This is a genomic window from Actinosynnema sp. NPDC059797 (genome assembly GCF_042732085.1).
Taxonomy (GTDB): Bacteria; Actinomycetota; Actinomycetes; order Mycobacteriales; family Pseudonocardiaceae; genus Actinosynnema.
Genome location: NZ_JBHWIE010000088.1, coordinates 1 through 26,293 on the forward strand (window position 1 = coordinate 1; position 26,293 = coordinate 26,293).

The following is a 26,293-nucleotide window of genomic DNA, read 5'->3' on the forward strand; positions in this document are numbered from 1 at the left end:
GGGCGGGACGGCGCGGATCGCCAGAAACACCACCCCGACGGCCGCGCGGATTTACCGCCCCCGGGGGGGCGGCGCCAGGGCCCCCCCCCGGGGTTGCCTCCGGTTGGGGGCCACGTCGCCGGTGTTCGATGGCGACCGTGCGCTCCCCGCTCCCGCCGGCCACCGCGTGGTCCTGGCTGATCATCCCCTTCCTGCCGGTCATCCTGGCGCTGTCCGCCCTCCCGGTGTCCGCCCTCCCGGCGCCGGCCGGCCTGCACTCCTGCGGCGCCTCGGTGCACGGCGGCTCGGGCACCGGCTGGTGCTCCGGCTCCGGCGCCTTCCGCCTGGTCGTGGCCTGCGACGACGGCGAGTTCGCGCGCAGCGGGTGGCTCACCGTCACCGGGGGGAAGGGCACGGTCGGCGCCTCCTGCGTGGCCGGTTCCCCGGCGGTCGGCGCGGAGATCGAGCCCCGGGAACCGTGATGTGACGCACGCTGGTTGGACACCACATGTCTGACGTGGATCCTTCTACCCATGCACGGTGAACAGCACTACCTCGTGGGCCTGGACCTGACCGGACGCCGGGTCGTCGTCGTCGGCGGCGGCACGGTCGCCCAGCGCCGCCTGCCCAGGCTGGTCGCGGCGGGCGCCCGGGTCGAGGTCGTCTCGCCCGAGGTCACCCCGGCCGTCCAGGGCATGGTCGACGGCGGCGAGGCGTCCTGGCACGCCCGCGAGTACGCCGACGGCGACCTGGACGGCGCCTGGTACGTGCTGGCCTGCACCTCGGACCCCGCGGTCAACGCCCGCATCGCGGCCGACGCGGAGGCGCGCCGGGTGTTCTGCGTGCGCGCGGACGTGGCGGTGAAGGGCACCGCGGTCACGCCCGCCGTCGGCGAGCACGACGGGTTGGTGCTGGGCGTGCTGGCGGGCGGTCAGCACCGCCGGTCCGCGAGCGTGCGGGACGTGCTGCTCGCCGCGCTGCGCGACGGTTCCCTGGCCGACCACCACGACCAGCCGGCCGGCGTGGCCCTGGTCGGCGGCGGGCCGGGGGACCCGGACCTGATCACCGTGCGCGGCCGGCGGCTGCTGGCGCGGGCGGACGTGGTGGTGGCCGACCGGCTCGGGCCCCGGGAGCTGCTGGACGAGCTGCCGCCGCACGTGGAGGTCGTGGACGCGGCCAAGATCCCCTACGGCCGGGCCGCGACGCAGGACTTCATCAACGCGACGCTGGTCGACAACGCCAAGGCGGGCAAGTTCGTGGTGCGCCTCAAGGGCGGCGACCCGTACGTGTTCGGGCGCGGGTTCGAGGAGCTGATCGCCTGCGCCGAGGCGGGCGTGCCGGTCACCGTCGTGCCGGGGGTGACCAGCGCGTTCGGCGTGCCGGCGCTGGCCGACGTGCCGGTGACGCACCGGGGCGTGGCGCACGAGGTGGTGGTCGTGTCCGGCCACGTGGCCCCGGACGACCCGAGGTCCCTGGTGGACTGGGACGCCCTGGCCCGCCTCAACGGCACCGTGGTGATCCTGATGGGCGTGGAGCGGGCGGGCGCGTTCGCGGCGGCGCTGCGGGCGGGCCGCCCCGGCGGCACGCCGGTGTCGGTGATCCAGGAGGGCAGCACCCGGGCGCAGCGGGTGCTGTCGTCCACATTGGACTCCCTGGGCGACGACGTGGTGGCGAACGGCGTCCGCCCGCCCGCGATCATCGTCGTGGGACCGGTTGCCGGGCTGGCGGGAGAGCTGCCGTTCCGGTCCTGAGCGACCACACCACCCCGGCGGCCACGAGCGCGGCCAGGAGGGCGAGCAGGCCCAGCGTGAGGCCGCCGGGGTGGACCAGGGGCTCGCCGCGCAGCGCCTGCCACGTCAGCACGGCGAACAGCCCGGCGCAGCCGAGCGCGGTCACGCCGACCAGCCGCGTCCGCACCCGTTCGGCCAGGCCGAGGGCCGCCAGGCCGGCCGCCAGCAGCACCACCACCTGGAGGGCGTGCATGCCGACGAAGTGCGGGATGCGCAGGTCGCCGCCCGTGGTGCTCCAGCCGGTCACCGGCATCGACGGCCCGCCGTCCGGCACGCCGACGCTGTGCCCGCCGACCAGGTCGACCGACCGCCCCGAGGCGTCGGTGGTGGTCACCTGCTTGTCCACCTGGAAGACCATCAGGTAGCCACTGGCCATGCCGAGGATCGCCAGGCCGAGCCCCGAGCGCACCGCCAACCGGACGTCGGGCGAGGCGAAGCGCTGGAACGACAGCACGAGCGCCAGCGCCACGTTCGCCAGGAACATCACCGGGATGGTCGTGCCGAACGCCTGCTGCACGACCTGGTTGACCGGGTCGTCCGACTGGTTGTAGTGGCTGAACGTGCCGCGCGCCGCCTGGAGCCCGACCAGGCCCACGTCCACGAACAGGATCAGCGCGCTCGCGGTGCCCAGCAGGGTCGTCCACCGCTTCCCCCGGTGCGGCAGCGACAGCATCCACGACAGCGTCGCCGAGTAGAGCGCCAGCGCCACGGCGAACTTGAACGGCTTCACCCACAGCGGCGCGCCTTGGAGCTGCCGCCCGTCCACGAACAGCGCCACCAGGCAGGCGACTGCCGCGACCCCCATCACCACGGCCACCCACAGGGTCGGCCGGTGCCACGTCTTCGTCACGGGGACCAGGGTGGGCGAGCGGGGCCGCCGGATCACTGGTGCGGGCACGCCGGGTGGGGGTGGGGACAGCCTCACCACCGGGCCCCGCCCGTTGGCTCCGGGCCTTTCGCCGCCGCGCCTTTGTTGCCGCGCTTTTCGCCGCGGCGTCCCTCGCCGCCGCGCCCGAGCGGAGGTTCGTCGCCACCCCGGCCGACCCCGTCCTACTCTGCACGGCGTGGCGGTGTGGGTGAGGCTGGCCGGGGTGGGGCTGGCCAGGGTGAGGTTCGCGTACTCGCCGGTGTTCGAGACCGTGATGGCGGTGGACGGCCTGCGCACGCCCGGCGCGCACGCCGTGCACCTGCCGTGGGTGCGGTGGGCCCGCGAGCGGGCGGCGGGCATCCCGGGCGTGGACGTGCTGCTGGCCCGCCTGGAGGGCCCGGCGAAACCGGCGGAGCTGATGCCCGTGCCGGACGTCCGGATGCCCGACCTGGAGACCGAGTTGCGCGCGGTGCCCGCCGCGGAGGCCGAGGTCATCCGGCGCTGCCACGAGGTGTTGGTGGCGCCGCACTGGAAGCGCATCACCGCCGTGCTCGAAGCCGACATCGCCGCCCGCGCGGCGACGTTGGCGGACAAGGGCGTGGAGGCGGTGTTCAACGACCTGCACCCGGAGGTCACCTGGGCCGACGGCGAGCTGGTGCTGCACCGCAAGCCCGAGCACCGGGTGGACCTGGCCGAGCACGGGCTGGTCCTGTGCCCCAGCGTGTTCTGCTGGCCGAAGGCGTGGATCGCGATCGACCCGGTCGGGCAGGGGGTGCTGCGCTACCCGGCGCGCGGGATCGGCGCGCTGTGGGAGGACCGGACCGCGCCGCACGACGACCTGGCGGCGTTGATCGGGCGCACGAGGGCGCGGCTGCTGGCGCTGCTGGAGGCCCCGCGCGGCACGGCGGACCTGGCGGCGGCGCTGGACGTGACGGCGGGCGCGGTGTCGCAGCACATCGCGGTGCTGCGGGCGGCCAGGCTGGTCACGACCCGGCGCGAGGGCAGGCACGTCCTGCACATGCGCACCACCCGCGCCGACGCGCTGTTGGAGTAACGGAACCCCGCTGACAACTGCGCTTTTTTGTCAGCTGTGATCGCGATGACAGCGCCTGCCGGCGCCCACGGCCCGCCGCCCGCTGGGCCCGCCGCCGGTCGAGGTCCGTCACCCGCCGGCCCCACCGTCTGCCGGCTCCACCGTCTGCCGGCCCACCCTCCGCCGGTGTTCAGTCGCCGCCGGTCCCGAGCCGCAGGCCCAGTTCGTGCGCCGGTTCGGTGAGGACGTGCCCGTGCTCGCACACCGGCACCAGTGACACCTTCCCGCCGCACCCGACGTGTTCCGGTTCGACGGGCGGAGGTCCGTCGGCGAGGTGGCGGTCGCCCCAGTCCATCAGCGTCACCAGCACCGGCCACAGTTCGAGCCCCGCCGGCGTCAGCGCGTACTCGTGCCGCTGCCGCGACCCGAACTCCCGGTAGGGGACGCGCTCCAGCAGCCCGGCGTCGACCAGGCCCGCCAACCGGTTGCTCAGCACGTTGCGCGCGATGCCCAGGTGCTCGCGCAGGTCGTCGAACCGCCGCACGCCGTTGAACACGTCCCGCACGACCTGGAGCGACCACCGCTCGCCCAGCACCGCCAGGGCGCGCGCGATCGAGCACCGGTCGTTGTCGATGACCACTCCCACTCCATCACGGTACTACCTGGGTTGTCAGCAGGTACTCAGCGGCGCTAGGTTGCTCACCAAAACTCAGCTACCGGGGAGAACATGGGAATCGAAGAGCACCCGACCGTGCGGCGGGTCCGCGCCAACCCGCGTCCCCAACCGCCCTCGACGGTCGCCGCGTCGTGGCTGCGCGACCTCGCCCTGGAGGCGGGCGCCGACGACGTCGGGTTCGTCCCGGTCACCCTCCCGGAGCTGGCGGTGGACCTGGAGGACGCGACGACCGCGCTGCCCGGCGCCCGGACCTACGTCGCGTTCTGCGTGCGGATGAACCGCGACGACGTCCGCAGCCCGCTGCGCAGCGTCGCCAACACCGAGTTCCACCAGGCCCTGGACGACGCGGAGGCGGTGGGGCGCCGGCTGGCCGGCGCGTTGCTGGACGCCGGGTACCGGGCCGTGCACCCGGCGTCCGCGTTCCCGCAGGAGATGGGCAGGTTCCCCGGCCGCACGTGGGTCGTCTCGCACAAGCTCGTGGCGCAGGCGGCCGGGCTGGGCCGCATCGGCATCCACCGCAACCTGATCCACCCGAGGTTCGGCAACTTCGTCCTGCTCGGCACCGTGGTGGCCGACTTCGACGTCGACGAGCCCACCGGCCGGATCGACTTCAACCCGTGCCTGGAGTGCAAGCTGTGCGTGGCCGCGTGCCCGGTCGGCGCGATCTCCAAGGACGGGGACTTCAACTTCCTCGACTGCTACACCCACAACTACCGCGAGTTCATGAGCGGCTTCACCGACTGGGTGGAGCAGGTCGCCGACAGCACCGACCGAGCCGACTACCGCACCCGCGTGTCACCGGCCGAGTCGGCGTCGATGTGGCAGAGCCTGGCCTTCAAGCCCAACTACAAGGCGGCCTACTGCATGGCGGCGTGCCCGGCGGGCGAAGACGTCATCGGCCCGTTCCTGGACGACCGCAAGGGCTTCCTCGACCAGGTCGTCAAACCCCTCCAGGACAAGGAGGAACCGGTCTACGTGCTCCCCGGCTCGGCGGCCGAGGAGCACGTGACCAAGCGCTTCCCGAACAAGACCGCCCGCCGCGTCTCCAACGGCCTGACCTGACCGGTGGGGGATGGCCGGGCCGGACCCGGCCGGAGGCGGCCAGGCCGGCTCCGGCGGCCGGGGTGGCCGAACCGAGTCGCCTGCCCCGGCCGCCGAGGCCGCCCGGTCAGACGGCGGGCCAAGCCGAACCACCCGCCCCAGCCGCCGTCGCCCCGACCGCTAAGCCGGCGGCCCGGCCTCGGTCAGTTCCCCGTCCTCCAAGCGCAGCCACCGCCGCACCCCGATCTCCGCCAGGAACCGGTCGTCGTGGCTCACCACCACGAACGCCCCCCGGTAAGCGTTCAACGCGCCGGTCAGTTGTTCGACGCTCACGAGGTCCAGGTTGTTGGTCGGCTCGTCCAGCAGCAGCAACTGCGGCGCGGGCTCGGCGCACAGCACGCACAGCAGCGTCGCCCGCAGCCGCTCGCCGCCCGACAGCACGCCGACCGGGAGGTGCGCGCGGTCGCCCCGGAACAGGAACCGCGCCAGCAGGTGCATCGCCTCCGAGTCCGACAGCCCCGGCGCGGCCGACCGCAGGTTCTCGGCGGTGCCGCGGTCGAGGTCGAGCAGGTCGAGCCGCTGCGAGAGGTACGCCACCCGGCCCTCGGCCCGCGCCATCACCCCGCTGTCGGGTTCCCGGAGCCCGGCGACCAGGCGCAGCAGCGTGCTCTTGCCCGCACCGTTGGGCCCGGTGAGCGCAATCCGCTCCGGGCCGCGGACGACCAGGTCCACCCCCGTGCCCGCGAACACCTCGCGCCCGCCGTGGGCGACGCGCAGCTTCTGGCCGTGGAACACGGTGCGGCCCGCGGGCACCTCGGTGCCCGGCAGGGACAGCGCGATCACGGGGTCCTCGCGCGCGGCGCGGTCGGCCTCGTCGAGCCGGGCCCTGGCGGCGTCCACCCGCTGGGCGTGCACGTCCTCCGCCCGGCCCGCGGACGCCTGCGCCCACCGCTTCAGGTTGCCCTGCGCGATGCGCGGGATGTCGGCGCCGCCGCGCGCACCGCTGCTCGCGCGCCGGGCGGCCCGTTCCCGGGCCTGCTGCATCTCGCGCTTCTCCCGCTTCAACTCCTGCTCGGCGTTGCGGAGGTTCTTCTCCGCGACCTCGCGCGAGGCCTGCTTGGCGGCCTCGTAGGAGGAGAAGTTGCCGCCGTGCAGGCGGAGCTGCCCCGGGCCCAGCTCGGCGACGCGGTCCACGCGGTCGAGCAGCGACCGGTCGTGGCTGACCAGCAGCAGGCATCCGCGCCAGTCGCCGACCACGGCCTCCAGCCGCCGGCGGGCCGCGCGGTCGAGGTTGTTGGTCGGCTCGTCGAGCAGCAGCACGTCCGGTCGCCTCAGCAACTGGGCGGCGAGCCCCAGGGAGACGACCTGGCCGCCGCTGAGCGTGCCCAGGCGCCGGTCCAGCGCGACGTCGCCCAGGCCGAGCCGGTCGAGTTCGGCGCGGGCCCGCTCCTCGACGTCCCAGTCGTTGCCGACCACGGCGAAGTTCTCCTCGCTCGCGTCACCGGACTCGATGGCGGCCAGCGCGCGGACGACCGGGGTGATGCCCAGCACGTCCGCCGCGGTCAGGTCGGCGGTGAGCGGCAGCGACTGCGGCAGGTAGCCGAGCACGCCGTCGACCACGACGGAGCCGGCGGTGGGCGTCAGCTCGCCCGCGACGAGCTTGAGCAGCGTGCTCTTGCCCGCGCCGTTGGGCGCGACCAGCCCGGTGCGGCCGGGGCCGGCGGTGAAGGACAGGTCCTGGAAGACGGGCGTGCCGTCGGGCCAGGAGAAGGACAGGTTGGTGGCGGTGACGGAGTTCTTGGACACGTGTGGGAGCCCTCGTGCGCGGTGCGGGCGGCGACCGCCCGTCGGTGGAAGGGTGGACGACGGGAGCACGACCGGTAGCGGCGCCACCGCGTAACGCGGGCACCGCCGGTCGTGGTTCCGGGTATCACCCGGAGACGTCGTCCTCCGCCACCAACAAAGCGCGAACTCCCTGAAGAACTCTTGGGTCCCGCGAGCCTAGCAAAATCGGCACCCGGTACGGCGAACGGCCGGTCCCCACCGCGAGGTGGGAACCGGCCGGCTCACTCGTTCGTGTGGAACGTCAGTGCTGCGCCACCCGGCGCGGGCGACCGCCCGAGCGGTCGCGGTCCCGGTCGAAGCGACCGGCGCGGAAGCCGCCGCGACGCGGACCGCCGCCACCGGCGCCCGCACCGCCACCGGTCCGGCGACCCCGGACCGGCACGACCTCGGGCTCGGCCACCGGGACGCCGCTGGGCACCCGGGCGCCGGTGATGCGGATCAGGTCCTCGTCACCGGGGCGCACCTTGGTCGACGCGGGCCGGATGCCGGCGCGGGCGGTCAGGCCCTGGACGGCGCGCCGCTGGTCGTGCGTCACCAGGGTGACCACGGTGCCCGACTGGCCCGCGCGGGCGGTGCGGCCCGCCCGGTGCAGGTAGTCCTTCGGGTCGGCGGGCGGGTCCACGTGCACGACCAGGCTCACGTCGTCCACGTGGATGCCGCGCGCGGCGACGTCCGTGGCGATCAGCACCGGCGTGGCGCCCTCGCGGAACTGGCCCAGCACCCGCGTGCGCGCGCTCTGCGCCTTGCCGCCGTGCAGCGCGCCCGCCCGCACGCCGACCGACCGCAGCTTCTTGGCCAGCCGGTCCACGTGGTGCTTGGTGCGCACGAACATGATCGTGCGGCCCTCGCGGGCGGCGACCTCGGTCACCACCGACTGCTTGTCCTCGGCGGACACGAACAGCAGGTGGTGCTCCATGGTGGTGACGCTGCCGGTCGGCGGCGCGACCGAGTGGACCACCGGGTCGTGCAGGTACTGGCGGACCAGCTTGTCCACGTCGCCGTCCAGCGTCGCGGAGAACAGCAGCCGCTGGCCGTCCTGCGGGGTCAGGTCGAGGATGGCGCGCACCTGCGGCATGAAGCCCATGTCGGCCATCTGGTCGGCCTCGTCCAGCGCGGTGAACATGACCTCGGACAGGTCGGCCGTGCCCTGCCGCACGTGGTCGGACAGCCGACCGGGCGTGGCGATCAGCAGGTCCACGCCGCGGCGCAGCGCGTCGACCTGCCGGGGGAACGACGTGCCGCCGACGACCGTGCGGCACCACAGGCCCAGGGCGCGCGCGAACGGCGACAGGGCCTCCTCGACCTGCATGGCCAGCTCGCGCGTCGGCACGAGCACCAGCGCGCGCGGCTTGAGCGGCTTGGCCCGGCCACCGGCCAGGCGGGACAGCAGCGCCAGGCCGAACGCGAGCGTCTTGCCCGAGCCGGTCTGGCCGCGACCCAGGAGGTCACGCCCGGACAGCGCGTCCGGCAGCGTGGCGGCCTGGATGGGGAACGGCTCGGTGATGCCCGCCTGGGCCAGGGCGCGCAGCAGCTCGTCGGCCAGGCCCAGCTCGGCGAAGGAGGGCAGCGGGCCCTCGGGGAGGGTGCTCTCGACGTGATCTGGAACGGTGGTCGCCGGCTCCGCGACGGGGGTCGGACGACGGTTGCCCTGGCCAGGGCGCCTGCTGCGGGGCTTGCGGTACTGCGGGCGCTCGGAACGGCCTTGGGACGTAAGCGGCAAAACAAACCTCCGGGACACGGCACGTCTCGGCGGATTGCTCTGCGGGTCAGCAGGCGCGATCGCGGGGACGGGCCCGGCGCGCGGTCGCGCCGATAGTGGTTGGGAGCACCACCGGCCACTCTGGCGGCCTGGGGCGCTTCGTGGCGCCACCGGGCGGTGCGCTACCCAGTGTAGCTGATCACCCGGCCGGCCGGCGCGCACAGCTCGGCGGGCTGCCCGAACGGGCGGTGAACCGGGCCGTCGGGCGGGCGCCGCCGACGACTTCGGGAAACCACATGAGCGCACGTGGCAAGGGCTCCACCAGGCTTCGGCCCGGTCGAGTTGACGAAGTGCTCACGGGCTGGCGGGGGCCACCGCGGTGGGCGCGGTCACCACTCGGGCGCGCACCCGCGGAACACCGCGCCGCCCACCCGGCGCTCGACCTGCCCGACGAGATCGGGTCCGACGCGCCGCCCCGCCGTGAGAAGGAGCGGGGAGGCGCGCACGGGCTCCGGGCCGGTGCCGACCCGGAACCCGTGCGCGACCTGCCGTCCGGCGCGGGTGCGCCGGTCAGCGCAGGCCGGCCTGGTCGAGCAGCCCCTCGGTGATTTCCTGCGGCTCGGCCAGCTCCGGCGGCAGGCCGTGCCCGGTGAACCACCCGGTGATGTTGCGCACGTCCCGCTCCAGGAACTCCGGGCCGCGCGGGTTGGCCACCAGGTCCACCACCTGCGGCAGGTCGATCACGACCAGCCGCCCGTCGTGGACCATCAGGTTGTACGCGGACAGGTCGCCGTGCGCCAGGCCCGCCGAGGCCATCACGCCCAGCGCGTCCACGAGCTGCCGCCACAGGTCGAGCAGCTCGTCCGGCCCCGGCCGGAGCTGCGCGAGCCGGGGCGCGGCGGCGCCGTCCGCGCCGACGAACTCCAGCAGCAGTTCGGTGCCGTCCCGCTGCACCGGGTAGGGCACCGGCGCGCCGAGCTGCCACAGCCGGGTCAGCGCGGCGAACTCGGCCACCGCCCACCGCTCGGCGATGAGGTTGCGGCCGAACGCGCTGCGGTTGGCCATCGCCCGCATCTCGCGCGAGCGCCGCATCCGCCGCCCCTCCAGGTAACCCGCGTCGCGGTGGAACATCCGGTGGTCGTTGCTGCGGTACCGCTTGGCGGCCAGCAGGCAGGACCGGTCGGTGCCGGGCGTCGAGCGCTCCAGCAGGAAGACGTCCGCCTCCTTGCCGGTCTTGAGCACGCCCAGCTCGCGGTCCACCGCGGACAGGTCGGTGACCAACCACGACGGGTACGGCTTGGGTCCCTGGTCGGCGTCGCCCCACGTGGACCACCGGTCGCCCTCGGGCGGGACGTCCGCGGCCTGCGCGTCCTCCCGCATCTGGGCGAGGCGGTCCTTGACCTCCTCGGTGAGCCGGCCGCGGCGGACCGGCGCGACCTCGTCGTCCCGGTGGGACTGGCGCTTGGCCTTCTTCGCCCGCCAGCGCAGGTCGTCGGCGTGGTCGAAATCGGTTTCGAAATCGGTGTACTGATCGTGCTCGCGCACTGGTGATCGCTCCAGGTGAAGGGGGTGATCGCCCCACCCGGCGCGCGGCGTTGCCGGTCGCGTCAGGCGAGCGGGGCGAGCGGACGGGTCGGTGCCACGTCCCGGACGGCAATGGCCATCTGGCACCTCCTCGGGTCCGCCGCGGTCTCCACCGCCGGCGCTTCACGCGTTCCGGCACAGGGTGCCCGGCCGCCCGTCGCGGGCGCAACCGGTTTTCCCCCGGGTCCCCTACCTCAGGTCGACGCGGTAGGCGGCGCGGTTGCCCAACCACGCCTCGGCCAGCTCGCCGATCACCTTGGAGCCGTGCCGCAGCACGCGCTCGTCGTGCCACTGGGTCGCCAGCGGCGCGCTGGCGAGCATCCGGCGACGGGCCGCGGCGCTGAACCGCACCAGCGCGTCCACCGCCCCGTCCACCTCGTCGCGGGCCAGCGGCGGCGGCGCGTGGTCGTCGGGCAGGCGCAGCGCGGTGTCCGCGAACGTGGCGGTCGTCCCGAGGTCGCGGGCGAGCTGGTGCTCCACCGACGCGGCGTTGCCCTGCCGCCGGCGCCACGTCTGGTCCACCAGGGCCAGCCGGAGGCCGAGCGACCGGGCCACGCACAGCCCCGACCAGACCCGCTTCAACGCCTCGGGCGCGTCGAGCGCGTCGACCTCCAAGTCCCGCGTGTGGTCGTCGAGCAGCGCCGGGGTGACCGCGTCGGCAGGTGTGTCGGGGCTCACGCGGCCATTCTGGCACTGCCGTCACGCGAGGTGAGACGTCGTCGCGGTCCGTCACGCGTTTGGCCGCTCACCGGAGCGCGAAGGTCCGCCGGTAGTCCTTGGGCGAAACCCCCACCGCCGCGGTGAAGTGGTGGCGCAGCAACGCCGCCGTGCCGAACCCGCAGCGGTGCGCGACGTCCTCCACGGTCAGCTCCGTCTCCTCCAGCAGCCGCCGGGCCCGCAGCACGCGCTGGGTGGTGAGCCAGCGGTGCGGCGTGGTGCCGGTCTCGGCGGCGAAGCGGCGGGCGAACGTGCGCTCGGACATGGTGGCGCGCTCGGCGAGGCTCGCCACGGTGTGCTCGTCGGTGAGCCGTTCCTCCAGCCAGGCCAGCAGGGGCTGGAGGCTGTCGGCCCGCTGCGCCGGCGCGGGCGCCTCGATGAACTGGCGCTGGCCGCCGTCCCGCTGGGGCGCGACGACCATGCGGCGGGCGATGGCCGCGGTGGCGGCCGAACCCAGTTCCCGGCGGACCAGGTGGAGGCAGGCGTCGATGCCGGCGGCCGTGCCCGCGCTGGTGACGATGTCGCCCTCGTCGACGAACAGCACGTCCGGGTCGACGCGGGCGCGGGGGAAGCGCCGGGCGAGGTCGGCGGCGTACCGCCAGTGCGTGGTGCAGCGGCGGTCGTCCAGCAGGCCGGTCGCGCCGAGCGCGAACGCGCCGCTGCACACCGACAGCAGCGTGCTGCCGGCGGCGTGCGCCCGGCGCAGGGCGTCCAGCACGGCGGGCGGGTACTCGTCGCGGATCTTCGCGGCGGACACGGCGACCAGGTCGGCGCCCTCCACCGCGTCGAGCCCGTGGTCGGGGGTCAGGGAGGCGCCCACGTTGGTGCGCACCGGCACGCCCGCGCGCTCGCCGCAGACCCGGAACTCGATCGGGGGCACGCCCTCCTCGGTGCGGTCGATGCCGAAGACCTCGCAGAGCACGCCGAACTCGAACGGGGCGAGGCCGTCGATGACGAGGGCGGCAACGGTGCGCAGCATGGGTCCACGGTAGTTGGCAGGATTTTGACGGACAACGGCACTGCTGCCAATGGTGGCAGCTTCTTGTGCATCGCACAGTTGGTGCCATGACATCGATCCTGATCGCGCTGGCCGTGGTGGCGCTCGTCGTTTACGGCCTGGAGCGCAACCACCGGGGGCAGCCGTCCCTGGGCTCCCGCCTGGCCGGGAGCAACGACGTGGAGGACCGGGACGTGCCGAGGGTGCGCGGTGAACTGCACGCCGCCCGACCGCACGCCGCCGAGGCGCGGCCGGAACGGCACGGCGCGCCCCGGCTGGAGGCACGCCCGGTCCAGCCGACCGGTTGCTGAACCGCGTCGGCGGAATCGCGCAGGCGGAACCGCGCCGGCCACACCGCGCAAGCGGGACCTCGCCGGGAAGACCGCGCCGGGAAGACCGCGCCCCGCCCGCTAGACCACCAGGTCGGCCGCGCGGGGCCCGGTCGGCTCCAGCCGGAACCCGGCCTTGGTCGCGACCCGCACCAACCCCTTGAGGTCCCCGGGCTCGGCCCGCGACTTCACCAGCGCGTGGGCGAGCCGCCCCTTGTGCGCCTTGTTGAAGTGGCTGACCGCGTTCCGCCGCCCCTTCGCGTCCTCGGTCACCACGCGCACCACCACCGCGCTCGGCACCCGCGCGAGCGAGTTGTAAGGGCTCGACCGCAGGTCCACCACGAAGTCGTCGGCACCGGCCAGCACCGGTTCCAGCACCGGCCGCCACAGCGCGGTCAGCGGACCGGTGGCGGGCAGCGCGCTGCCGCCGGACAGCCGGTACGCCGGCACCGGGTCACCGCCGCCCAGCAGGCCGAACAGCGCCGACGCGACGGCCAGCCGGCGGAACGCCCGGTCCCGCTCCGCCTTGGTGAACGACTCCAACGCCAGCGCGTCGTAGAGCACCCCGGTGTACCGGGCGAGCGCGGGCAGCGTGGGGGAGCGGCGCAGCTCGGCGTTGCGCGCCACCTCACCGGACTGGCGTTCGGACAGCCCGAGCGCGGCCAGGCTGGCGGGCACGTCGGCGGCGAGGTCGACCAGCGCGTCGACCAGCTTGCCGCGCACCGGGTTCAGCTCCGGGTGCGACAGCAGGTCGAGGTCGAGCGGCGCGCCGGACCCGCCCTCGGCCTTGGTCTCCGACGGTGGCAGCAGTACGAGCACGACGGGCAAGCCTAGTGCGGCGGGTCGGGCAGCACCTTCAGCCGGGTCACCACGGCGTAGTGGTCGGACGGCACCGTGCCGCGCACCGCCGACACCCCGGCCAGCTCGCAGCTGTCCACCTCGAACCACCCCATCCGCCGCTCCCGCACCAGCCCCAGGTCGGGCAGGCCGATGAGCACGTAGTCGAGCCTGCGGCGCGGCCACGGCGTGCACGCGGCGTAGGGGTTGGCGTGGTCCCACGTGTACCCGGGCTGGCCGCTGCGGACCTGCTCCCAGCAGTCCACGAACACCGGTCCCGGCGGTTCGTCGGCCCGCAGCCCGGTGAACGCGCGCAGCTCGTCGGACGTCGGCTCGGCGTTCAGGTCGCCCATGACGACCGGCGGCAGCGCGGCCGGCTCCCGCGTCCACAGGTGCTCCCGGATCAGGCGCACCTGCCGCAGGCGCGCCCCGCCCTCTTCCGGCCGCCACGACAGGTGCGTGCTGACGACCGGCATCGCGCCCCGCGGCGTCTCGACGTCGGCCACCACCGCCGAGCGCGGGTCGAGCGGGTCGGCGTTGAGGGTGAGGGCGCGCCACCGGCTGATGGGCCACCGGCTCAGCACCGCGTTGCCCTGTTCGAGCCCCGTGTCGCCGAGCGGCTGGGTCCAGCCCGCGCTGTGCATCCCGAGCGCGTCCGCGACGACCCGGAGCTGCGACGTGCCGTCCGCCGCCGCCCACACCTCCTGGATCGCCAGGACGTCCGGGTCCACGACCCGCAGCGTGTCGATGATGGCGGCCTCGCGCTCCCGCCACGGCCCGAAGCGCCCCCACAGGTTCCAGGTCATCAACCTCAAGTCCGCGCTCCGTCCCTCGATCGCCTGCTCCGCATGGTGGCGGACCGCCCGCCACCACGCGACGCGAGCGGGGTCAGCCGGACTGGGCGAGGCAGAACCGGTTGCCGTCCGGGTCGGCCAGCACCTGCCAGGTCAGGCCCTCCTGCGAGTGCCGCTCCACCTCCGCCGCGCCCAGCTCCACCAGGCGCTTCACCTCGGTGTCCAGGTCGGTCACGTGCGCGTCGAAGTGCACCCGGTTCTTGCCCGGGGTGGGGTCCTCGACCCGCTGGAACGCCAGGTGCACGCCGCCCTCCGTGGCCGGCGCCAGGATGACGAAGTCGCCGTGGTCCTCCAGCACGGTCGTGCCCAGCGCCTCGGTCCAGAAGCCCACCAGCGGAGCCGGGTCCGCGGTGTCGAAGGTGATCATGCCGATCTCGATGGTCATGCGCGGACGGTAGCCCCGGGCACCGACAACGCCGGTGCTCGCCGACGTCGCCCGCGGAACCCGGGAGCGCGGACCGGCCCGCGTTCACTACCCTTGCCGCCAAACCCGCGCCACGAGGAGCACCCACCGTGATCACCAGGATGTCGTCGCTGTTCCTGCGCACCCTGCGCGAGGACCCGGCCGACGCCGAGGTCCCCAGCCACAAGCTGCTGGTCCGCGCCGGCTACGTGCGCCGCGTCGCGCCGGGCGGGTACTCGTGGCTGCCGCTGGGCCTGCGGGTGCTGCGCAACGTCGAGCGGGTCGTGCGCGAGGAGATGGACGCCATCGGCGCGCAGGAGATCCAGTTCCCCGCGCTGCTGCCGAGGGAGCCCTACGAGGCCACGAACAGGTGGACCGAGTACGGCCCCAACCTGTTCCGCCTCAAGGACCGCAAGGGCGCCGACTACCTGCTCGGCCCCACCCACGAGGAGCTGTTCGCGCTCACCGTGAAGGGCGAGTTCTCCTCCTACAAGGACTACCCGGTCACGCTGTACCAGATCCAGACCAAGTACCGGGACGAGGCGCGCCCCCGCGCGGGCATCCTGCGCGGCCGCGAGTTCGTCATGAAGGACTCCTACTCCTTCGACCTCGCCGACGAGGGCCTGGCCGAGTCCTACCGGCTGCACCGCGAGGCCTACATCCGCATCTTCGACCGGCTCGGCCTGGAGTACGTGATCGTCTCCGCCACGTCCGGCGCGATGGGCGGCTCGGCCTCGGAGGAGTTCCTGGCCGTCGCGGAGACCGGCGAGGACACCTTCGTGCGCAGCACGGAGTCCGACTACGCGGCCAACGTCGAGGCGGTCGCCACGCCCGCGCCCGCCGAGCAGCCCGTCGAGGACAAGCCCGCGGCGCAGGTGCACCACACGCCGAACACGCCCACCATCGCGACGCTGGTCGACTTCCTCAACGCGGCCGGCCTCGGCCGCACCTTCACCGCCGCCGACACCCTCAAGAACGTCCTGGTCAAGACGCAGGCGCCGGGTGAGCGGGAGTGGACGCTGCTGGCCATCGGCGTGCCGGGCGACCGCGAGGTCGACCTCAAGCGCCTGGAGGCCGCCGTCGCGCCCGCCGAGGTGGCGATGCTGGAGGAGGCCGACTTCGCCCGCAACCCGTTCCTGGTGAAGGGCTACATCGGTCCGGGCGCGATCCAGGCCAACGGCGTGCGCTACCTGGTCGACCCGCGCGTGGTGCGCGGCACGGCGTGGGTGACCGGCGCGGACAAGGCCGACCACCACGTGGTGGACCTGGTCGCCGGCCGCGACTTCACCCCCGACGGCGTGATCGACGTGGCCGACGTGCGCGAGGGCGACCCGTCGCCGGACGGCCGGGGCGTGCTGGTCGCGGCGCGCGGCATCGAGATCGGGCACATCTTCCAGCTGGGCCGCAAGTACTCCGACGCGTTCGGGCTGGACGCCCTGGGCCCGGACGGCAAGCCCGTCCGGATCACCATGGGCTCCTACGGCATCGGCGTGTCCCGCCTGGTCGCCGTGATCGCCGAGCAGAGCCACGACGAGCGCGGCCTGATCTGGCCCCGCAACGTCGCGCCGTTCGACGTGCACGTGGTCGTGGCGGGCAAGGACGAGGCGCTGCTCGCGGGCGGCGAGAAGCTGGCGGGCGAGCTGTCCGCGGCGGGGCTCGACGTGCTGCTGGACGACCGCAAGGCCAGCCCGGGGGTGAAGTTCGCCGACGCCGAGCTGGTGGGCACGCCGACCATCGTGGTGGTGGGCCGTGGCCTGGCCGGTGGCCTCGTCGAGGTCAAGGACCGCCGCTCGGGCGAGCGGGTCGAGGTCCCGGTCGACGACGCGGTGGCGCACCTCGTGGAGCTCGTGCGCGGCTGATCGGAGCTGTTCGGCCGGGAGCTGTTCGGCCGGGGGCGGTTCACACGGGAAGGGCCTCGCGGACCGGCGCCGCGGGGCCCTTCTCCGCGAAGTGGTCCAGGAACGCCCGGTGCGCGAACGCGTACCCGCCGCCGGTGCGGCGCAGCAGGACGTGGCTGTCCGCGTGGTCGAGGAAACCCGGCAGGTCGGCGGGCAGGTCGCCGCGCGCCGCGAGCGCCCGCAGCACCGACCGGTGCCGCAGGTGGTCGCCCAGGCCCAGGCCCAGGGCGGTCAGCCACCCGCCCCACGTGACGAGGACGACCAGCGTGCCGCTCACCGGCACGGAGAACGGCTCGCCGAGCAGGTGCTTGACCACCTGGACGAGCAGCGGCACGAGCAACCCCGCCGCGACGACCACAGCGCCCATCACGAGGGCCTGGTCGCGGGTCCGGGACATGGCCGCGCCGGGGACGGCGGGTGCCGGGTCGGCGACGGGGCGGGCCTGCGCCAGCGCCCAGCCGATCAGCCCGAAGGGGGCGAACATCATCACCAGGACCAGCGCGGGGTTCGCGGTGAAGGCCGTCACGGAGGTCAGGGTCGCGGCGCCCGCCACGCCCGCCGCGCAGGCGCACCGGGCGTTCCGCCACGACCACCCCGCCGCCCGGCGGCGCACGTCGACCGGCAGGTTCACCGCGGCCCCGGCGATCCCGCCGCACACCGCGATCCCCGCGTAGGCCGCCAGGCCGACCGCGGTGCCCGGCCCGCGCGCGGTGTGCCAGGGCGCGTGCTCCGCCAGGGCGAGCGCGACGGCCGCCCCCGCGATCCCGCCCAGCAGCAGCCTCCGCAGCACCGGCACCAGCGCCCGCCGCCGGCAGCGGTTGACCGGCTTGATCGACCCGAGCCCCGTGACGAGCGCCGCGACGACGCCCAGGGGGAGCCACACTGGCGTCAACGACAGGTGGTGCCAGAGCACCGGCTCGTAGCCGTCCGCGACGAGGCGGTCCACCAGGAACCGGAGCGCCACGGCCCCCGCGGTCGTGCCGAAGCCCACCACGAGGGCCGGCCGCAGCCGGGCGAGCAGGCGCAGCCGGCGCGTCGGCAGCCAGGACACCTGCACCCAGTCCGGGTAGAACACGCTCTGGTGGCGCCGGTCCATCTCGGTCGCCAGCCAGGCCAGGTGGTGCTTCGTCCGCTCGGGCGTGAACCTCCTGGGCGCCAGCCCCGACCGCGGCCGGGCGAGCATCGCCTCCACGTAGTCGCCCAGCGGCCCGCGCCCGGCCCTGATCCGGGCCGCGGGCACGTTCGCGTAGGCCAGGGTGAAGACGCCGAGCATCAGCGGCGTGGTGAGCAGGTCCCGCAGCGCCTCGTCCTGCCGCAGCACCGAGCGCAGGCCCGCCAGGGGGCGGCCCGCCGCCCGCAGGTGCGCGGCCACGGCCTCGCGGCCCAGCGGCTCCAGCGCCACGGCCGCGCCCAGCGACAGCCGCGTGCCCAGCCGCTCGTAGTCGGCGGTCCGGCCGCACACCACCACCGGCGGCCCGCCGTGCTCGGCGTGCCAGGCGTTGATCGCCGCCGCGCAGTCCTCGCGCCGGGCCGGGTCCACCTCGTCCAAGCCGTCCAGCAGGGGCAGCACCGCGCCCGCGCCGACCAGGTGCCGGGCCACCGCCTTGGGCGTCCCGTAGCGCTTGACCAGCTCGTCCACCAGCCAGTCGGCCAGGCACGGGTGCCGGTCGGCCCACGAGGAGAGGTGGAAGACCACCGGTGTCGGCAGCGACTCGTCGCGCTCGGCGCGGTCGAGCAGGTCGCGGGCGAGTCCGAGCAGCGCCGTGGTCTTGCCCGCGCCGGGCGGACCCAGCAGCAGGAGCCCGCCGCGGGTGCGGTCGTGCACGTCGGTCAGCGTCGTGCCCGCGCCCAGGGGCGTGCCCGCCGCGCCGACGGGCGAGAGCAGCGCGCCCCACGGGTGGTCGACCTGCTCGGGACGGGACGTCAGCGGCACTTCGACCCGGGCGACGGCCGCCAGCGAGCGGTCGAGCACACCGGTGACCCAGTCGGCCCGCACGGCCCGCACGAGCGCCCGCCGGACGCGCGTCACGTCCTCGGGCGGCGGTTCCCCGGCGGGCTCGCGCCGCCGCCGCAGCTCCCACCACAGCCCCGCGGCCACCAGCAGCACGACCGGCGGCCAGCCGCCCAGGCCCGCCCGGGCCAGCACGTCGAGCTGCACGGCCACGTGGGGCAGCACGCCTTGGAGCAGGCCGGCCGCGATCAGCGCCTTGGGCGCAACGCGTCGCCACACCTCACTCATCGTGCCGAACGACGCCTCACCCCCGAGGGTGAACTCGATCAGGTGGCGAGCACGGCGGCCAGCACGGCCTCCGTGTCGGACAGGTCGGCGAGCACGGTGTGCGCGCCCGCCTCCCGCAGCTCCTCGGCGCTGCTGCGGCCCGTCGCCACGCCGACCGCGACGGCGTCGTGGCTCAGCGCGGCCTCCACGTCGTGCGGCGTGTCGCCGACCACCACGGTCCGGAACTCGCGGGCGTGCTTGGCCGTGGCCAGCCGCACCGCCTCCAGCACCAGCTCGGGCCGGTGCTCGGAGAGCTGCCCGTAGCCGCCGATCTCGAAGTCCAGGTGCTCGTCCAGGCCGAACGCGGCCAGCTTGAACCGGGCGATCTCGGGCAGGTTCCCGGTCACCAGGGACTGCACCACGTCGTCCCGCCGCGCCAGCGCCTCCACCGCGGCCCGCGCGCCGGGCAGGGCCCGGCCGCGGTCGGGCAGCAGCGCGTGCTCCCGGGTGGCGGCCGCGACCAGCTCGACGTGCATCCGCGCCACCAGCTCCTCGGTGGGCACGAGGTCGTGCAGGCTCAGCAGCTCCAGGGTGATCCAGCGCTCCGTGCGCCCGCCGAACGGCGGCGTGCGCGCCAGGTCCAGCCCGGCCGCCGCGCGCAGCGCCGCGCGGTACCAGTCGACCCCGATCCGGCCGGCGTCGACCAACGTGCGGTCGATGTCCCACAGCACGAGGGTGTTCACGGCAACCGCACGCTCCCCAGGATGCGCCGCACGTCGTCCTCGGACGGGCCCTGCGCGACGTGCGGGCCGCCCCGGGCGACGTTGACGGCGAAGACGGACGTCCTGGCGCCGTCGCGCAGCGCCACCGCGGTGATCGTCGCCTTCGGCGCGTAGCAGGCGTTGGCGGCCCGGGGCGTCACCTCGACGCTGAGCACGACCCGCTCGTCCGACGAGGTCTCGACGCGCGGCTCGCCGACCTCCGGCGGCGTGCCGTCGACCGTGTAGCCGTTCTCGGCCAGCCGGGTCACCACCTCGCCCGCGACCTCCTCGGGGTCGCCGGCGAGCGACCCGGACACCGACTGGGCCTGGATCATGTTCCGCCCCTGGCACCGGAACGGCCGGGACACGTGCGACTCGGTGACGCGCATGCGCCCCACCGAGCCCTTGCCGGAGCGCTCCCAGGAGGGCGGCAGCTCGTAGCGCACGCCCGCCTGGTCGTCCTCCACCACCAGCCAGCCCGGTTCGGGCGCGCTCGACGAGGGTGGCGTGGTCGGGGTGGCCCGCCCGTCCTCGTCGCCGAGCAGCGCGAACGCCGCCGCGCCGCCGACCGCGAGCACGCCGACGACGGAGAGCGCGATCCACAGCGGCGCCCGGTTCGGCCGCCGCGGCGGCGGTTGCGGCTGGTACACGCCCAGCCCGGAGTAGCTCATCGCCCCAGCGGCCGCACGGAGTCGACCATGGCCTGGAGGTCGGCCTCGGCGACCGGCTTCGGCTGGGCGGGCCCGCCCTCCAGGTCGCCGTTGGCGAAGAACACGTGGTAGCCGCGGTCGCCCTTGAGGACCAGGACCTTGACCATGCCCTTGGTGGCCAGGCACTCGTCGCCGGAGGTGGTGATGGTGGCGTCGACCTGGACGCCCTCGATGTCGCCCAGCTTGACGGCCTTGGGCTCGCCGACCTTGACGTCCGACTGCGGCGCGGAGCGGTAGAACTGGGTGCCGAGCTTCTGGGCGAAGTCCTTGGCCACGGCGGTCAGGTCGGTCTGCGGCACGATCACGCCGCCCGCGCCGCCCCGGGTGAAGCCGCCGTCGCCGCAGTCGTAGGCGTCGACGAGGGACAGGCCGGTCAGCCGCACGTCGACCATGCCCTCGACCGACGCGCTCCCGGACCGGGGCGACCAGCCCCTGGGCACGTCGTAGCTGTAGGACAGCGCGGGGACCGGCAGGCAGTTCCAGCCGGCCTTGACGGGGTCGCAGCTCGCGCTCTCGTCGGTCGGCTCGGTGGTGGTGGTCGTCGGCCTGCGGCTGCTCGAGGACGTGGGGGGCGGCTGGTTGCCGGTGCTCTGGGCGATCGGCGCCGGGTCGTCGTCCTTGGTCACCAGGAACGCGGTGAGGCCGCCGGCGGCGAGCAGCACCACGACCGCGCCGATGACCAGCCAGAGCTTGGTCTTGTCCTTCCGCGGCGGCTCCTCGCCGCCGGAGAACACGCCGAGGCCGCCGTAGGACCCGCCGTAGTTCTGCTGCCCGTAGCCCTGCTCGGGCCCGCCGTAACCCGGCTGGCCGTACCCGGGCTGCCCGTAACCGGGCTGCTCATAACCGGGCTGACCGGGACCCTGCTGGCCGTACCCGGCCTGCGCGGGACCTTGCTGGCCGGGAGCGTGCTGGCCGGGACCTTGCTGACCGTAGCCCTGCTGACCGTGGTCGGGTTGCCCGTGGACCTGCTCCGGCCCGCCGTAACCGGGTTGGCCGTAACCGGGTTGGCCGTAGCCCTGCTCGGGCCCGCCGAGGCCCGGCTGCGGTTGGCCTCCCGGTCCCTGAGGTCCCCAGCCGCCCTGGTTGGGCTGGCCCTGGTTGGGCCGGCCGTCCCAGCCGGTCTGCCCGTCACCTGGGTAAGTCACCGGCAAACCGTACCTCGCCGGATCCGCCGATCGAGTGGTCCGGCCTAATTCAGCACGCGTTGACTTACGCCTCGGCCGGCTCGTAACCTCAAATTCAACACATGATGAACAAGAGGGAGGGGCCATGGCCGCCTCGAACGACCGACCACCCGCTGACAGCCCTCCACCCGCTGTCAGCCCTCCACTCGCCGTCAGTCCGCCATCGGCTGCCGGTCGACTGCCCGATGACAACCGACCGCCTGTTGTCATCGCGATGGCAACAGCTGTCATCGGCGCGCTCGTCGCCTTCCTGCTCGGCCTGCTGACCTTCGGCGTCCAGGCGACGGCGCACCCGGACGGGGTGCCGCTCGCGGTCGCGGTCGGGGCCGACGCCCCGCCGCAGTTGCGCGGGGTTGCCGACGAGCTGGCCGGCGCGGTGTCGGAGGAGGTCGCGTGGCGGGTGTCCACGCCCGACCGGACCCGCGACCTGCTGTCCCGCCAGGAGGTCTACGGCGTGCTCGAACTCGCGCCCGGCGGCGCGACCGTCGTGCTGTCCGGCGCGGTGAACCCGTCCGGCACGCAGGTCGCGCAGCAGGTCCTGAGCGGTGTCGCGCAGGGCGCCGGGCTCCCGGCGAGGGTGGTGGTGCTCGACCCGGCGTCGGCGGCCGGGCGGACCGCGCCGTTGGCGGCGAGCGCGCTGCTGTGGATCGGCGGGCTGGTCGCCGGGGCGGCGTTCACGCGGCTCGTGCGCCGGCCGGACGCGACGAGCCGGCTGGTGGGTGTCGCCGCGGCCACCGCGCTGGGCGTCGGCGTGGTGGCGGGCCTGTTCGCGCTGTGGGACCCGTCCCTGCCGCTGGGGTGGCGCGTGCTCGGCTACCTGGCACTGGTCGGCGCGGCGTTCGCCCTGGTCCAGGGCGCGCTGCTGCGGCTGCTCGGGCTGCGGGCGATGGCCGTGCTCGCGCCGCTGTACCTGGTGGCGCCCGCGGTCGCGGGCCAGGCGCCCGAGCTGCTCGACCCCGCGTACCGGGCGCTGCTGTGGTCGTGGACGCCGTTCAGGTTCACCACCGAGGGGCTGCGCGCGCTGCTCCAGGGCGGGGAGCCGGCCGCCGGCCAACTGTGGGTGCCCGCCGCGCTGGCCGCGGTCGGGCTGGTGGTGCTGCTGTGGCCCGGCGGGCGGCGGGCCGGGGAGGGCGCCGCGCGCCCGGCGGCCGGCCGGCTAGCCGGGGAGGAAGCTCAGCCTGACCTTCCGGACCGGGTTGTCGACGTTGGTGTCCACGAGGCAGACCGACTGCCAGGTGCCCAGCGCGAGCACACCGCCTAGCACCGGGATCGTCGCGTGCGGCGGCACCAGCGCGGGGAGCACGTGGTCGCGGCCGTGGCCGGGCGTCCCGTGGCGGTGCCGCCAGCGGTTGTCCGCGGGCAGGAGGTCCTTCAGCGCGGCCAGCAGGTCGTCGTCGCTGCCCGCGCCGGTCTCCAGCACCGCGATGCCGGCCGTGGCGTGCGGCACCCAGACGTGCAGCAGGCCGTCACCGTCCACGTCGCCGAGGAAGTCCTCGCAGTGGCGGGTCAGGTCGAGGACGACCTCTTCGGAGCCGGTGCGGATCTCGATCTCTTCGCTGCGCACGACGCGCATTCTGCCGTTAAAGGCGGTGCGCCCGCGCGCGGTGATCCGGCACGATGCCCCACGTGATCCACACCGCCATCGTCACCGGGGGCAACCAGGGCATCGGCGCCGCGACGGCCAGGGCGCTGGCGGCCCAGGGCGTCCAGGTGCTCGTCACCTACCTGCGGTTCGTGCCCGCGCCGGACCCCAGCCTGCCGAACGCCTACTTCACCGCGCGCGAGTCCGGCGCGGAGGAGGTCGTGGCCGCGATCACCGAGGCGGGTGGCCGGGCGCACGCCGTCGAGGCCGACCTGGCGGACGTCGGCACGCCCGCGCGCCTGTTCGACCTCGCCGAGCAGGTCTTCGGGCCGGTGGACATCCTGGTCAACAACGCCTCGTCCTGGGTGCAGGACACGTTCCTGGCGACCGAGACCGACCAGTTCGGCCGGGTGCTGCGCGGGGTGACGGCCCAGACGTTCGACGCGCAGTTCGCCGTCGACGCGCGGGCGAGCGCGCTGATGATCGCCGAGTTCGCCCGGCGGCACATCGCGCGCGGCGGCAACTGGGGTCGCGTCGTCGGGCTGACCTCGGGCGGGCCGCACGGGTTCCCCAGCGAGGTGTCCTACGGCGCGGCCAAGGCGGCGATGGACAACTACACGCTGGCGGCGGCGCACGAGCTGTGGCCGCACGGCGTCACGGCGAACGTGGTCAAGCCGGGCGTCGTCGACACCGGCTGGGTGAACGACGCGGTGCGCGCCGCGCACGACGTGTCGAAGCCCGAGGACCCGGCGGGCGTGATCGCGTTCCTGTGCTCGGACGCGGCGGCGAGGGTGAACCGGAACGTCATCACCCTGTACTGAAATTACCCATGGGTAACATGTCGCCCATGAAGGCATCGCGTCTCCGCCTGGGCATGAACCTGTGGCCGCCGTTCCTGTTCGCGGGCATCCGCGTGGTCGAGTTGTCCGACGACTACCGCTACGCGAAGGTGCGGCTGCGCATGCGGCCGTGGAACCGCAACTACGTGGGCACCCACTTCGGCGGCTCGCTGTTCGCGATGACCGACCCGTTCTGGATGCTCCTGCTGCTGCACCACCTGCGGCGCGACCACGTGGTGTGGGACAAGGCCGGCGAGATCGAGTTCGTCAAGCCGGGGCGCGGCACCGTGCACGCGGAGTTCCGGCTGACCGAGGAGCAGGTGGACGAGGTCAGGTCGCTGGCGGCGGACGGCGGCAAGGCGCTGGTGTGGTTCACCGCCGACGTGGTGGACGAAGCCGGCGACGTGGTCGCCCGCACCCGCAAGCAGGTCTACGCCCGGCGCAAGAAGTCCTTGGACGGCGGGTCGCTGCGGGCGGTGTGATGACCCCATGCGCTCCGCCTTCGGCACGACCTTCGACGTACCCCCCGGCTACCTGAACACCGCGAGCACCGGCGTGCCGCCCGCGCCGGTCGCCGCCGCCGTGGCCGCCGCCGCGGCGCGGTGGGCGAGCGGGCAGGACGGGCCCGGCGCGGCGGACGCGTCGGTCGCGGCGGCGCGGGAGGCGTTCGGCCGGCTGGTCGGCGTGCCCGCGGGGCGCGTGGCCTCGGGCGCGTCGGCGTCGCAACTGGTGTCGCTGGTCGCGGCGTCCCTGCCCGAGGGCGCGTCGGTGCTGGTGGCGCGCGGTGAGTTCACCAGCCTGACCTTCCCGTTCGCGGCCCGGGGGCTGCGCGTGGTCGAGGTGGACCTGGAGGAGGTCCCGGCCGCCGCCGGCGGGCACGACCTGGTCGCGGTGAGCGTGGTGCAGTCGGCGGACGGGCGGCTCGTCGACCTGGACGGGCTGCGCGCGGCCGGGGTGCCGGTGCTGCTGGACGCCTCGCAGGCCGTCGGGTGGCTGCCGCTGGACCTCGGGTGGGCGGACTGGGTGGTGGCGGTCGGGTACAAGTTCCTGATGTCGCCGCGCGGGTGCGCGTGGCTGGCGTGCTCGCCGGGCGCGCTGGAGCGGACCGTGCCGGTGGCGGCGAACTGGTACGCCGGTGACGAGCCGTGGAGCACGGTCTACGGGTTGCCGCTGCGGCTCGCGCCGGACGCGCGCCGGCTCGACCTGTCGCCGGTGTGGTTGTCGCAGGTCGGGGCGGCGGTGGCGCTGCCCTACCTGGCGTCGCTCGACCTGGCCGCCGTGCGCGACCACGCCGTGGGGCTGGCCGACTCCCTGCTGGCCGGGTTGGGCCTGCCGGCGCGCGGGAGCGCGATCGTGTCGCTCGACCTGCCCGCCGGGGCGGTGGGCCGGCTGGCGGCGGCGGGCGTGCGGTCCGGCGTGCGCGCGGGACGGGTCCGGCTGGCGTTCCACCTCTACAACGAGGCGGCCGACGTCGAACTGGTGCTCGAAGCGCTGCGCTGAGTGGCGTCCGTTACCGTGGGTCTTTGTGTCGGTTCCTCCCGAATCACCTGAAGAGGTGACGCAGCGGATCCAGCCGATCCGGCCCTCGGACACCGCGCCGCTGTGGCGCGCCGAGATCGGGCAGCTTGACTCGCTGATGAGCACCGCTCCGCCCCCGCCACCACCGCCGGACCGCAGCCGGCGCGGCCTCGTGCTCAAGGGGGTGGGGCTGCTCGGCGTGGCGGTGTTGTCCGGCCTGGTGTGGCTGCTGGTGAAGCCCAGCGGGGAGACCACGACGACGCCGACCACGACGTCGACGCCCGCCGGGCAGTTCGCTTTCACGAAGTCACCGCAGGTGCCGGAGCCGCTGCGGGACAGCGACTGCGCGTCCCACGCGTACGGGGAGACCAGGACGTTCCTGACGAAGACGCCGTGCCAGCAGCTGACTCGCGCCCTGTATACGACCACCACCCCCGATGGGGCGACCGTCTACACGTCCGTGTCAGTGGTCCGCATGAAGACGGCGGAGGACGCCGCCGCCCTCAAGGACCTGACCAACCGCAACGGCACCGGCAACGTGAACGACCTGATCAAGGACGGCGCGGTCGAGGTGCCCGGCATGACCACCCTGGGCAACGGCGGCTACGCCTCCGACCAGCGCGACCGCGAAGTGATCATCATCGAGTCGGACACGGCGAAGCACGGCCCCAACGAGACCGAGCACAACCACCTGATGAAGAAGATCAGCTTCGACGCCCTGCGCCTGGCCGCCGACCTGACCTGACCCGCGCGAGTCGTACGCCCAGCTCGCGCGTGTCGTACGCCCAGCCCGCGCGTGTCGTACGCCCAGACCCCCCGGGTTCAACACTCGGGCGTCCTGAACGCTGAACTCGCGGGTCCCGAACGTACGACTCGCGGGTCCTGAACGTACGACTCGCGATGCCCGACTGGAGGACACGCCGGGTGGGAG

General features: G+C 74.6%; 26 protein-coding genes. 11 read left to right on the forward strand and 15 right to left on the reverse strand.

Translation table 11 applies throughout. The features are described 5' to 3' along the window. The first annotated feature begins 137 nt into the window (after nucleotides 1-137). On the forward strand, nucleotides 138-461 hold the full coding sequence (locus ACFV4N_RS20845) for a hypothetical protein (RefSeq protein ID WP_499674212.1): 324 nt from the start codon (nucleotides 138-140) through the stop codon (nucleotides 459-461). 51 nt (nucleotides 462-512) lie between these two features. Beyond that, the gene (gene cobA / locus ACFV4N_RS20850; RefSeq protein ID WP_499674213.1) at nucleotides 513-1,730 is read left to right on the forward strand and encodes a uroporphyrinogen-III C-methyltransferase; all 1,218 of its coding nucleotides are present in this window, start codon (nucleotides 513-515) and stop codon (nucleotides 1,728-1,730) included. Here cobA and ACFV4N_RS20855 read toward each other — a convergent pair. Further along, complete coding sequence (locus ACFV4N_RS20855) at nucleotides 1,675-2,619, reverse strand: hypothetical protein (protein WP_499674214.1); 945 nt, start codon at nucleotides 2,617-2,619, stop codon at nucleotides 1,675-1,677. The genes cobA and ACFV4N_RS20855 overlap by 56 nt on opposite strands. Before the next feature lie 214 nt (nucleotides 2,620-2,833). Here ACFV4N_RS20855 and ACFV4N_RS20860 point away from each other — a divergent pair, with 214 nt between their 5' ends. After that, a complete protein-coding gene (locus ACFV4N_RS20860) occupies nucleotides 2,834-3,691 on the forward strand; it encodes an ArsR/SmtB family transcription factor (protein WP_499674215.1) in 858 nt (285 codons plus the stop codon). 169 nt (nucleotides 3,692-3,860) lie between these two features. Here ACFV4N_RS20860 and ACFV4N_RS20865 read toward each other — a convergent pair whose 3' ends face one another. Further along, nucleotides 3,861-4,316 (reverse strand): winged helix-turn-helix transcriptional regulator, encoded by a 456-nt coding sequence (locus tag ACFV4N_RS20865; RefSeq protein WP_499674216.1) that lies wholly within the window; start codon nucleotides 4,314-4,316, stop codon nucleotides 3,861-3,863. An 81-nt stretch (nucleotides 4,317-4,397) separates the two neighbouring features. Between ACFV4N_RS20865 and ACFV4N_RS20870 the strand changes: the two genes are divergently transcribed. Continuing rightward, nucleotides 4,398-5,408 (forward strand): epoxyqueuosine reductase, encoded by a 1,011-nt coding sequence (locus ACFV4N_RS20870; RefSeq protein ID WP_499674217.1) that lies wholly within the window; start codon nucleotides 4,398-4,400, stop codon nucleotides 5,406-5,408. 159 nt (nucleotides 5,409-5,567) lie between these two features. Here ACFV4N_RS20870 and ACFV4N_RS20875 read toward each other — a convergent pair whose 3' ends face one another. From ACFV4N_RS20875 to ACFV4N_RS20895, 5 genes are all read right to left on the reverse strand, one after another. Next, complete coding sequence (locus ACFV4N_RS20875) at nucleotides 5,568-7,193, reverse strand: ABC-F family ATP-binding cassette domain-containing protein (RefSeq protein ID WP_499674218.1); 1,626 nt, start codon at nucleotides 7,191-7,193, stop codon at nucleotides 5,568-5,570. A gap of 280 nt (nucleotides 7,194-7,473) precedes the next feature. Next, nucleotides 7,474-8,952, reverse strand: coding sequence for a DEAD/DEAH box helicase (locus ACFV4N_RS20880; RefSeq protein ID WP_499674219.1), 1,479 nt, complete (start codon nucleotides 8,950-8,952; stop codon nucleotides 7,474-7,476). Between the two features lie 549 nt (nucleotides 8,953-9,501). Further along, the gene (locus ACFV4N_RS20885; RefSeq protein ID WP_499674220.1) at nucleotides 9,502-10,476 is read right to left on the reverse strand and encodes a serine protein kinase RIO; all 975 of its coding nucleotides are present in this window, start codon (nucleotides 10,474-10,476) and stop codon (nucleotides 9,502-9,504) included. A gap of 228 nt (nucleotides 10,477-10,704) precedes the next feature. After that, a complete protein-coding gene (locus ACFV4N_RS20890) occupies nucleotides 10,705-11,193 on the reverse strand; it encodes a hypothetical protein (protein WP_499674221.1) in 489 nt (162 codons plus the stop codon). A gap of 67 nt (nucleotides 11,194-11,260) precedes the next feature. Then, on the reverse strand, nucleotides 11,261-12,211 hold the full coding sequence (locus ACFV4N_RS20895) for a helix-turn-helix domain-containing protein (protein WP_499674222.1): 951 nt from the start codon (nucleotides 12,209-12,211) through the stop codon (nucleotides 11,261-11,263). An 86-nt stretch (nucleotides 12,212-12,297) separates the two neighbouring features. On the opposite strand from ACFV4N_RS20895, the gene ACFV4N_RS20900 reads away from it, so the two are divergent. Beyond that, on the forward strand, nucleotides 12,298-12,540 hold the full coding sequence (locus ACFV4N_RS20900) for a hypothetical protein (protein ID WP_499674223.1): 243 nt from the start codon (nucleotides 12,298-12,300) through the stop codon (nucleotides 12,538-12,540). 99 nt (nucleotides 12,541-12,639) lie between these two features. On the opposite strand, the gene yaaA is transcribed toward ACFV4N_RS20900, so the two are convergent. From yaaA to ACFV4N_RS20915, 3 genes are all read right to left on the reverse strand, one after another. Continuing rightward, the gene (gene yaaA / locus ACFV4N_RS20905) at nucleotides 12,640-13,377 is read right to left on the reverse strand and encodes a peroxide stress protein YaaA (RefSeq protein ID WP_499674224.1); all 738 of its coding nucleotides are present in this window, start codon (nucleotides 13,375-13,377) and stop codon (nucleotides 12,640-12,642) included. An 11-nt stretch (nucleotides 13,378-13,388) separates the two neighbouring features. After that, on the reverse strand, nucleotides 13,389-14,201 hold the full coding sequence (locus ACFV4N_RS20910) for an endonuclease/exonuclease/phosphatase family protein (protein WP_499674225.1): 813 nt from the start codon (nucleotides 14,199-14,201) through the stop codon (nucleotides 13,389-13,391). Between the two features lie 82 nt (nucleotides 14,202-14,283). After that, the gene (locus ACFV4N_RS20915; RefSeq protein ID WP_499674226.1) at nucleotides 14,284-14,634 is read right to left on the reverse strand and encodes a VOC family protein; all 351 of its coding nucleotides are present in this window, start codon (nucleotides 14,632-14,634) and stop codon (nucleotides 14,284-14,286) included. Between the two features lie 128 nt (nucleotides 14,635-14,762). Here ACFV4N_RS20915 and ACFV4N_RS20920 point away from each other — a divergent pair, with 128 nt between their 5' ends. Next, a complete protein-coding gene (locus tag ACFV4N_RS20920) occupies nucleotides 14,763-16,511 on the forward strand; it encodes a proline--tRNA ligase (protein ID WP_499674227.1) in 1,749 nt (582 codons plus the stop codon). A gap of 40 nt (nucleotides 16,512-16,551) precedes the next feature. On the opposite strand, the gene ACFV4N_RS20925 is transcribed toward ACFV4N_RS20920, so the two are convergent. The 4 genes from ACFV4N_RS20925 to ACFV4N_RS20940 are packed head-to-tail and all read right to left on the reverse strand — an operon-like array spanning nucleotide 16,552 to nucleotide 21,384. Then, a complete protein-coding gene (locus ACFV4N_RS20925; RefSeq protein WP_499674228.1) occupies nucleotides 16,552-18,780 on the reverse strand; it encodes an NACHT domain-containing protein in 2,229 nt (742 codons plus the stop codon). 47 nt (nucleotides 18,781-18,827) lie between these two features. Beyond that, complete coding sequence (locus ACFV4N_RS20930; protein ID WP_499674229.1) at nucleotides 18,828-19,511, reverse strand: HAD family hydrolase; 684 nt, start codon at nucleotides 19,509-19,511, stop codon at nucleotides 18,828-18,830. Next, nucleotides 19,508-20,200 carry a DUF8017 domain-containing protein gene (locus tag ACFV4N_RS20935; RefSeq protein ID WP_499674230.1) on the reverse strand — a complete coding sequence of 231 codons (693 nt, stop codon included), beginning with the start codon at nucleotides 20,198-20,200 and terminating at the stop codon, nucleotides 19,508-19,510. Before ACFV4N_RS20935 ends, ACFV4N_RS20930 begins: the two co-directional genes overlap by 4 nt. Then, on the reverse strand, nucleotides 20,197-21,384 hold the full coding sequence (locus tag ACFV4N_RS20940) for a DUF8017 domain-containing protein (protein ID WP_499674231.1): 1,188 nt from the start codon (nucleotides 21,382-21,384) through the stop codon (nucleotides 20,197-20,199). Before ACFV4N_RS20940 ends, ACFV4N_RS20935 begins: the two co-directional genes overlap by 4 nt. 253 nt (nucleotides 21,385-21,637) lie before the next feature. Between ACFV4N_RS20940 and ACFV4N_RS20945 the strand changes: the two genes are divergently transcribed. Continuing rightward, nucleotides 21,638-22,684, forward strand: coding sequence for an ABC transporter permease (locus tag ACFV4N_RS20945; protein WP_499674232.1), 1,047 nt, complete (start codon nucleotides 21,638-21,640; stop codon nucleotides 22,682-22,684). On the opposite strand, the gene ACFV4N_RS20950 is transcribed toward ACFV4N_RS20945, so the two are convergent. Then, nucleotides 22,580-22,987 carry a YjbQ family protein gene (locus ACFV4N_RS20950; protein WP_499674233.1) on the reverse strand — a complete coding sequence of 136 codons (408 nt, stop codon included), beginning with the start codon at nucleotides 22,985-22,987 and terminating at the stop codon, nucleotides 22,580-22,582. The genes ACFV4N_RS20945 and ACFV4N_RS20950 overlap by 105 nt on opposite strands. A 53-nt stretch (nucleotides 22,988-23,040) precedes the next feature. Here ACFV4N_RS20950 and ACFV4N_RS20955 point away from each other — a divergent pair, with 53 nt between their 5' ends. From ACFV4N_RS20955 to ACFV4N_RS20970, 4 genes are read left to right on the forward strand one after another with little or no spacing between them, the layout of a single operon-like run. Next, nucleotides 23,041-23,826 carry an SDR family NAD(P)-dependent oxidoreductase gene (locus tag ACFV4N_RS20955; RefSeq protein ID WP_499674234.1) on the forward strand — a complete coding sequence of 262 codons (786 nt, stop codon included), beginning with the start codon at nucleotides 23,041-23,043 and terminating at the stop codon, nucleotides 23,824-23,826. Between the two features lie 26 nt (nucleotides 23,827-23,852). Continuing rightward, complete coding sequence (locus ACFV4N_RS20960; protein ID WP_499674235.1) at nucleotides 23,853-24,326, forward strand: DUF4442 domain-containing protein; 474 nt, start codon at nucleotides 23,853-23,855, stop codon at nucleotides 24,324-24,326. Between the two features lie 7 nt (nucleotides 24,327-24,333). Then, nucleotides 24,334-25,344 (forward strand): aminotransferase class V-fold PLP-dependent enzyme, encoded by a 1,011-nt coding sequence (locus tag ACFV4N_RS20965; protein ID WP_499674236.1) that lies wholly within the window; start codon nucleotides 24,334-24,336, stop codon nucleotides 25,342-25,344. 55 nt (nucleotides 25,345-25,399) lie between these two features. Then, nucleotides 25,400-26,107, forward strand: a complete 708-nt coding sequence (locus ACFV4N_RS20970) for a hypothetical protein (RefSeq protein WP_499674237.1) — start codon at nucleotides 25,400-25,402, stop codon at nucleotides 26,105-26,107. Nucleotides 26,108-26,293 lie beyond the last annotated feature (186 nt).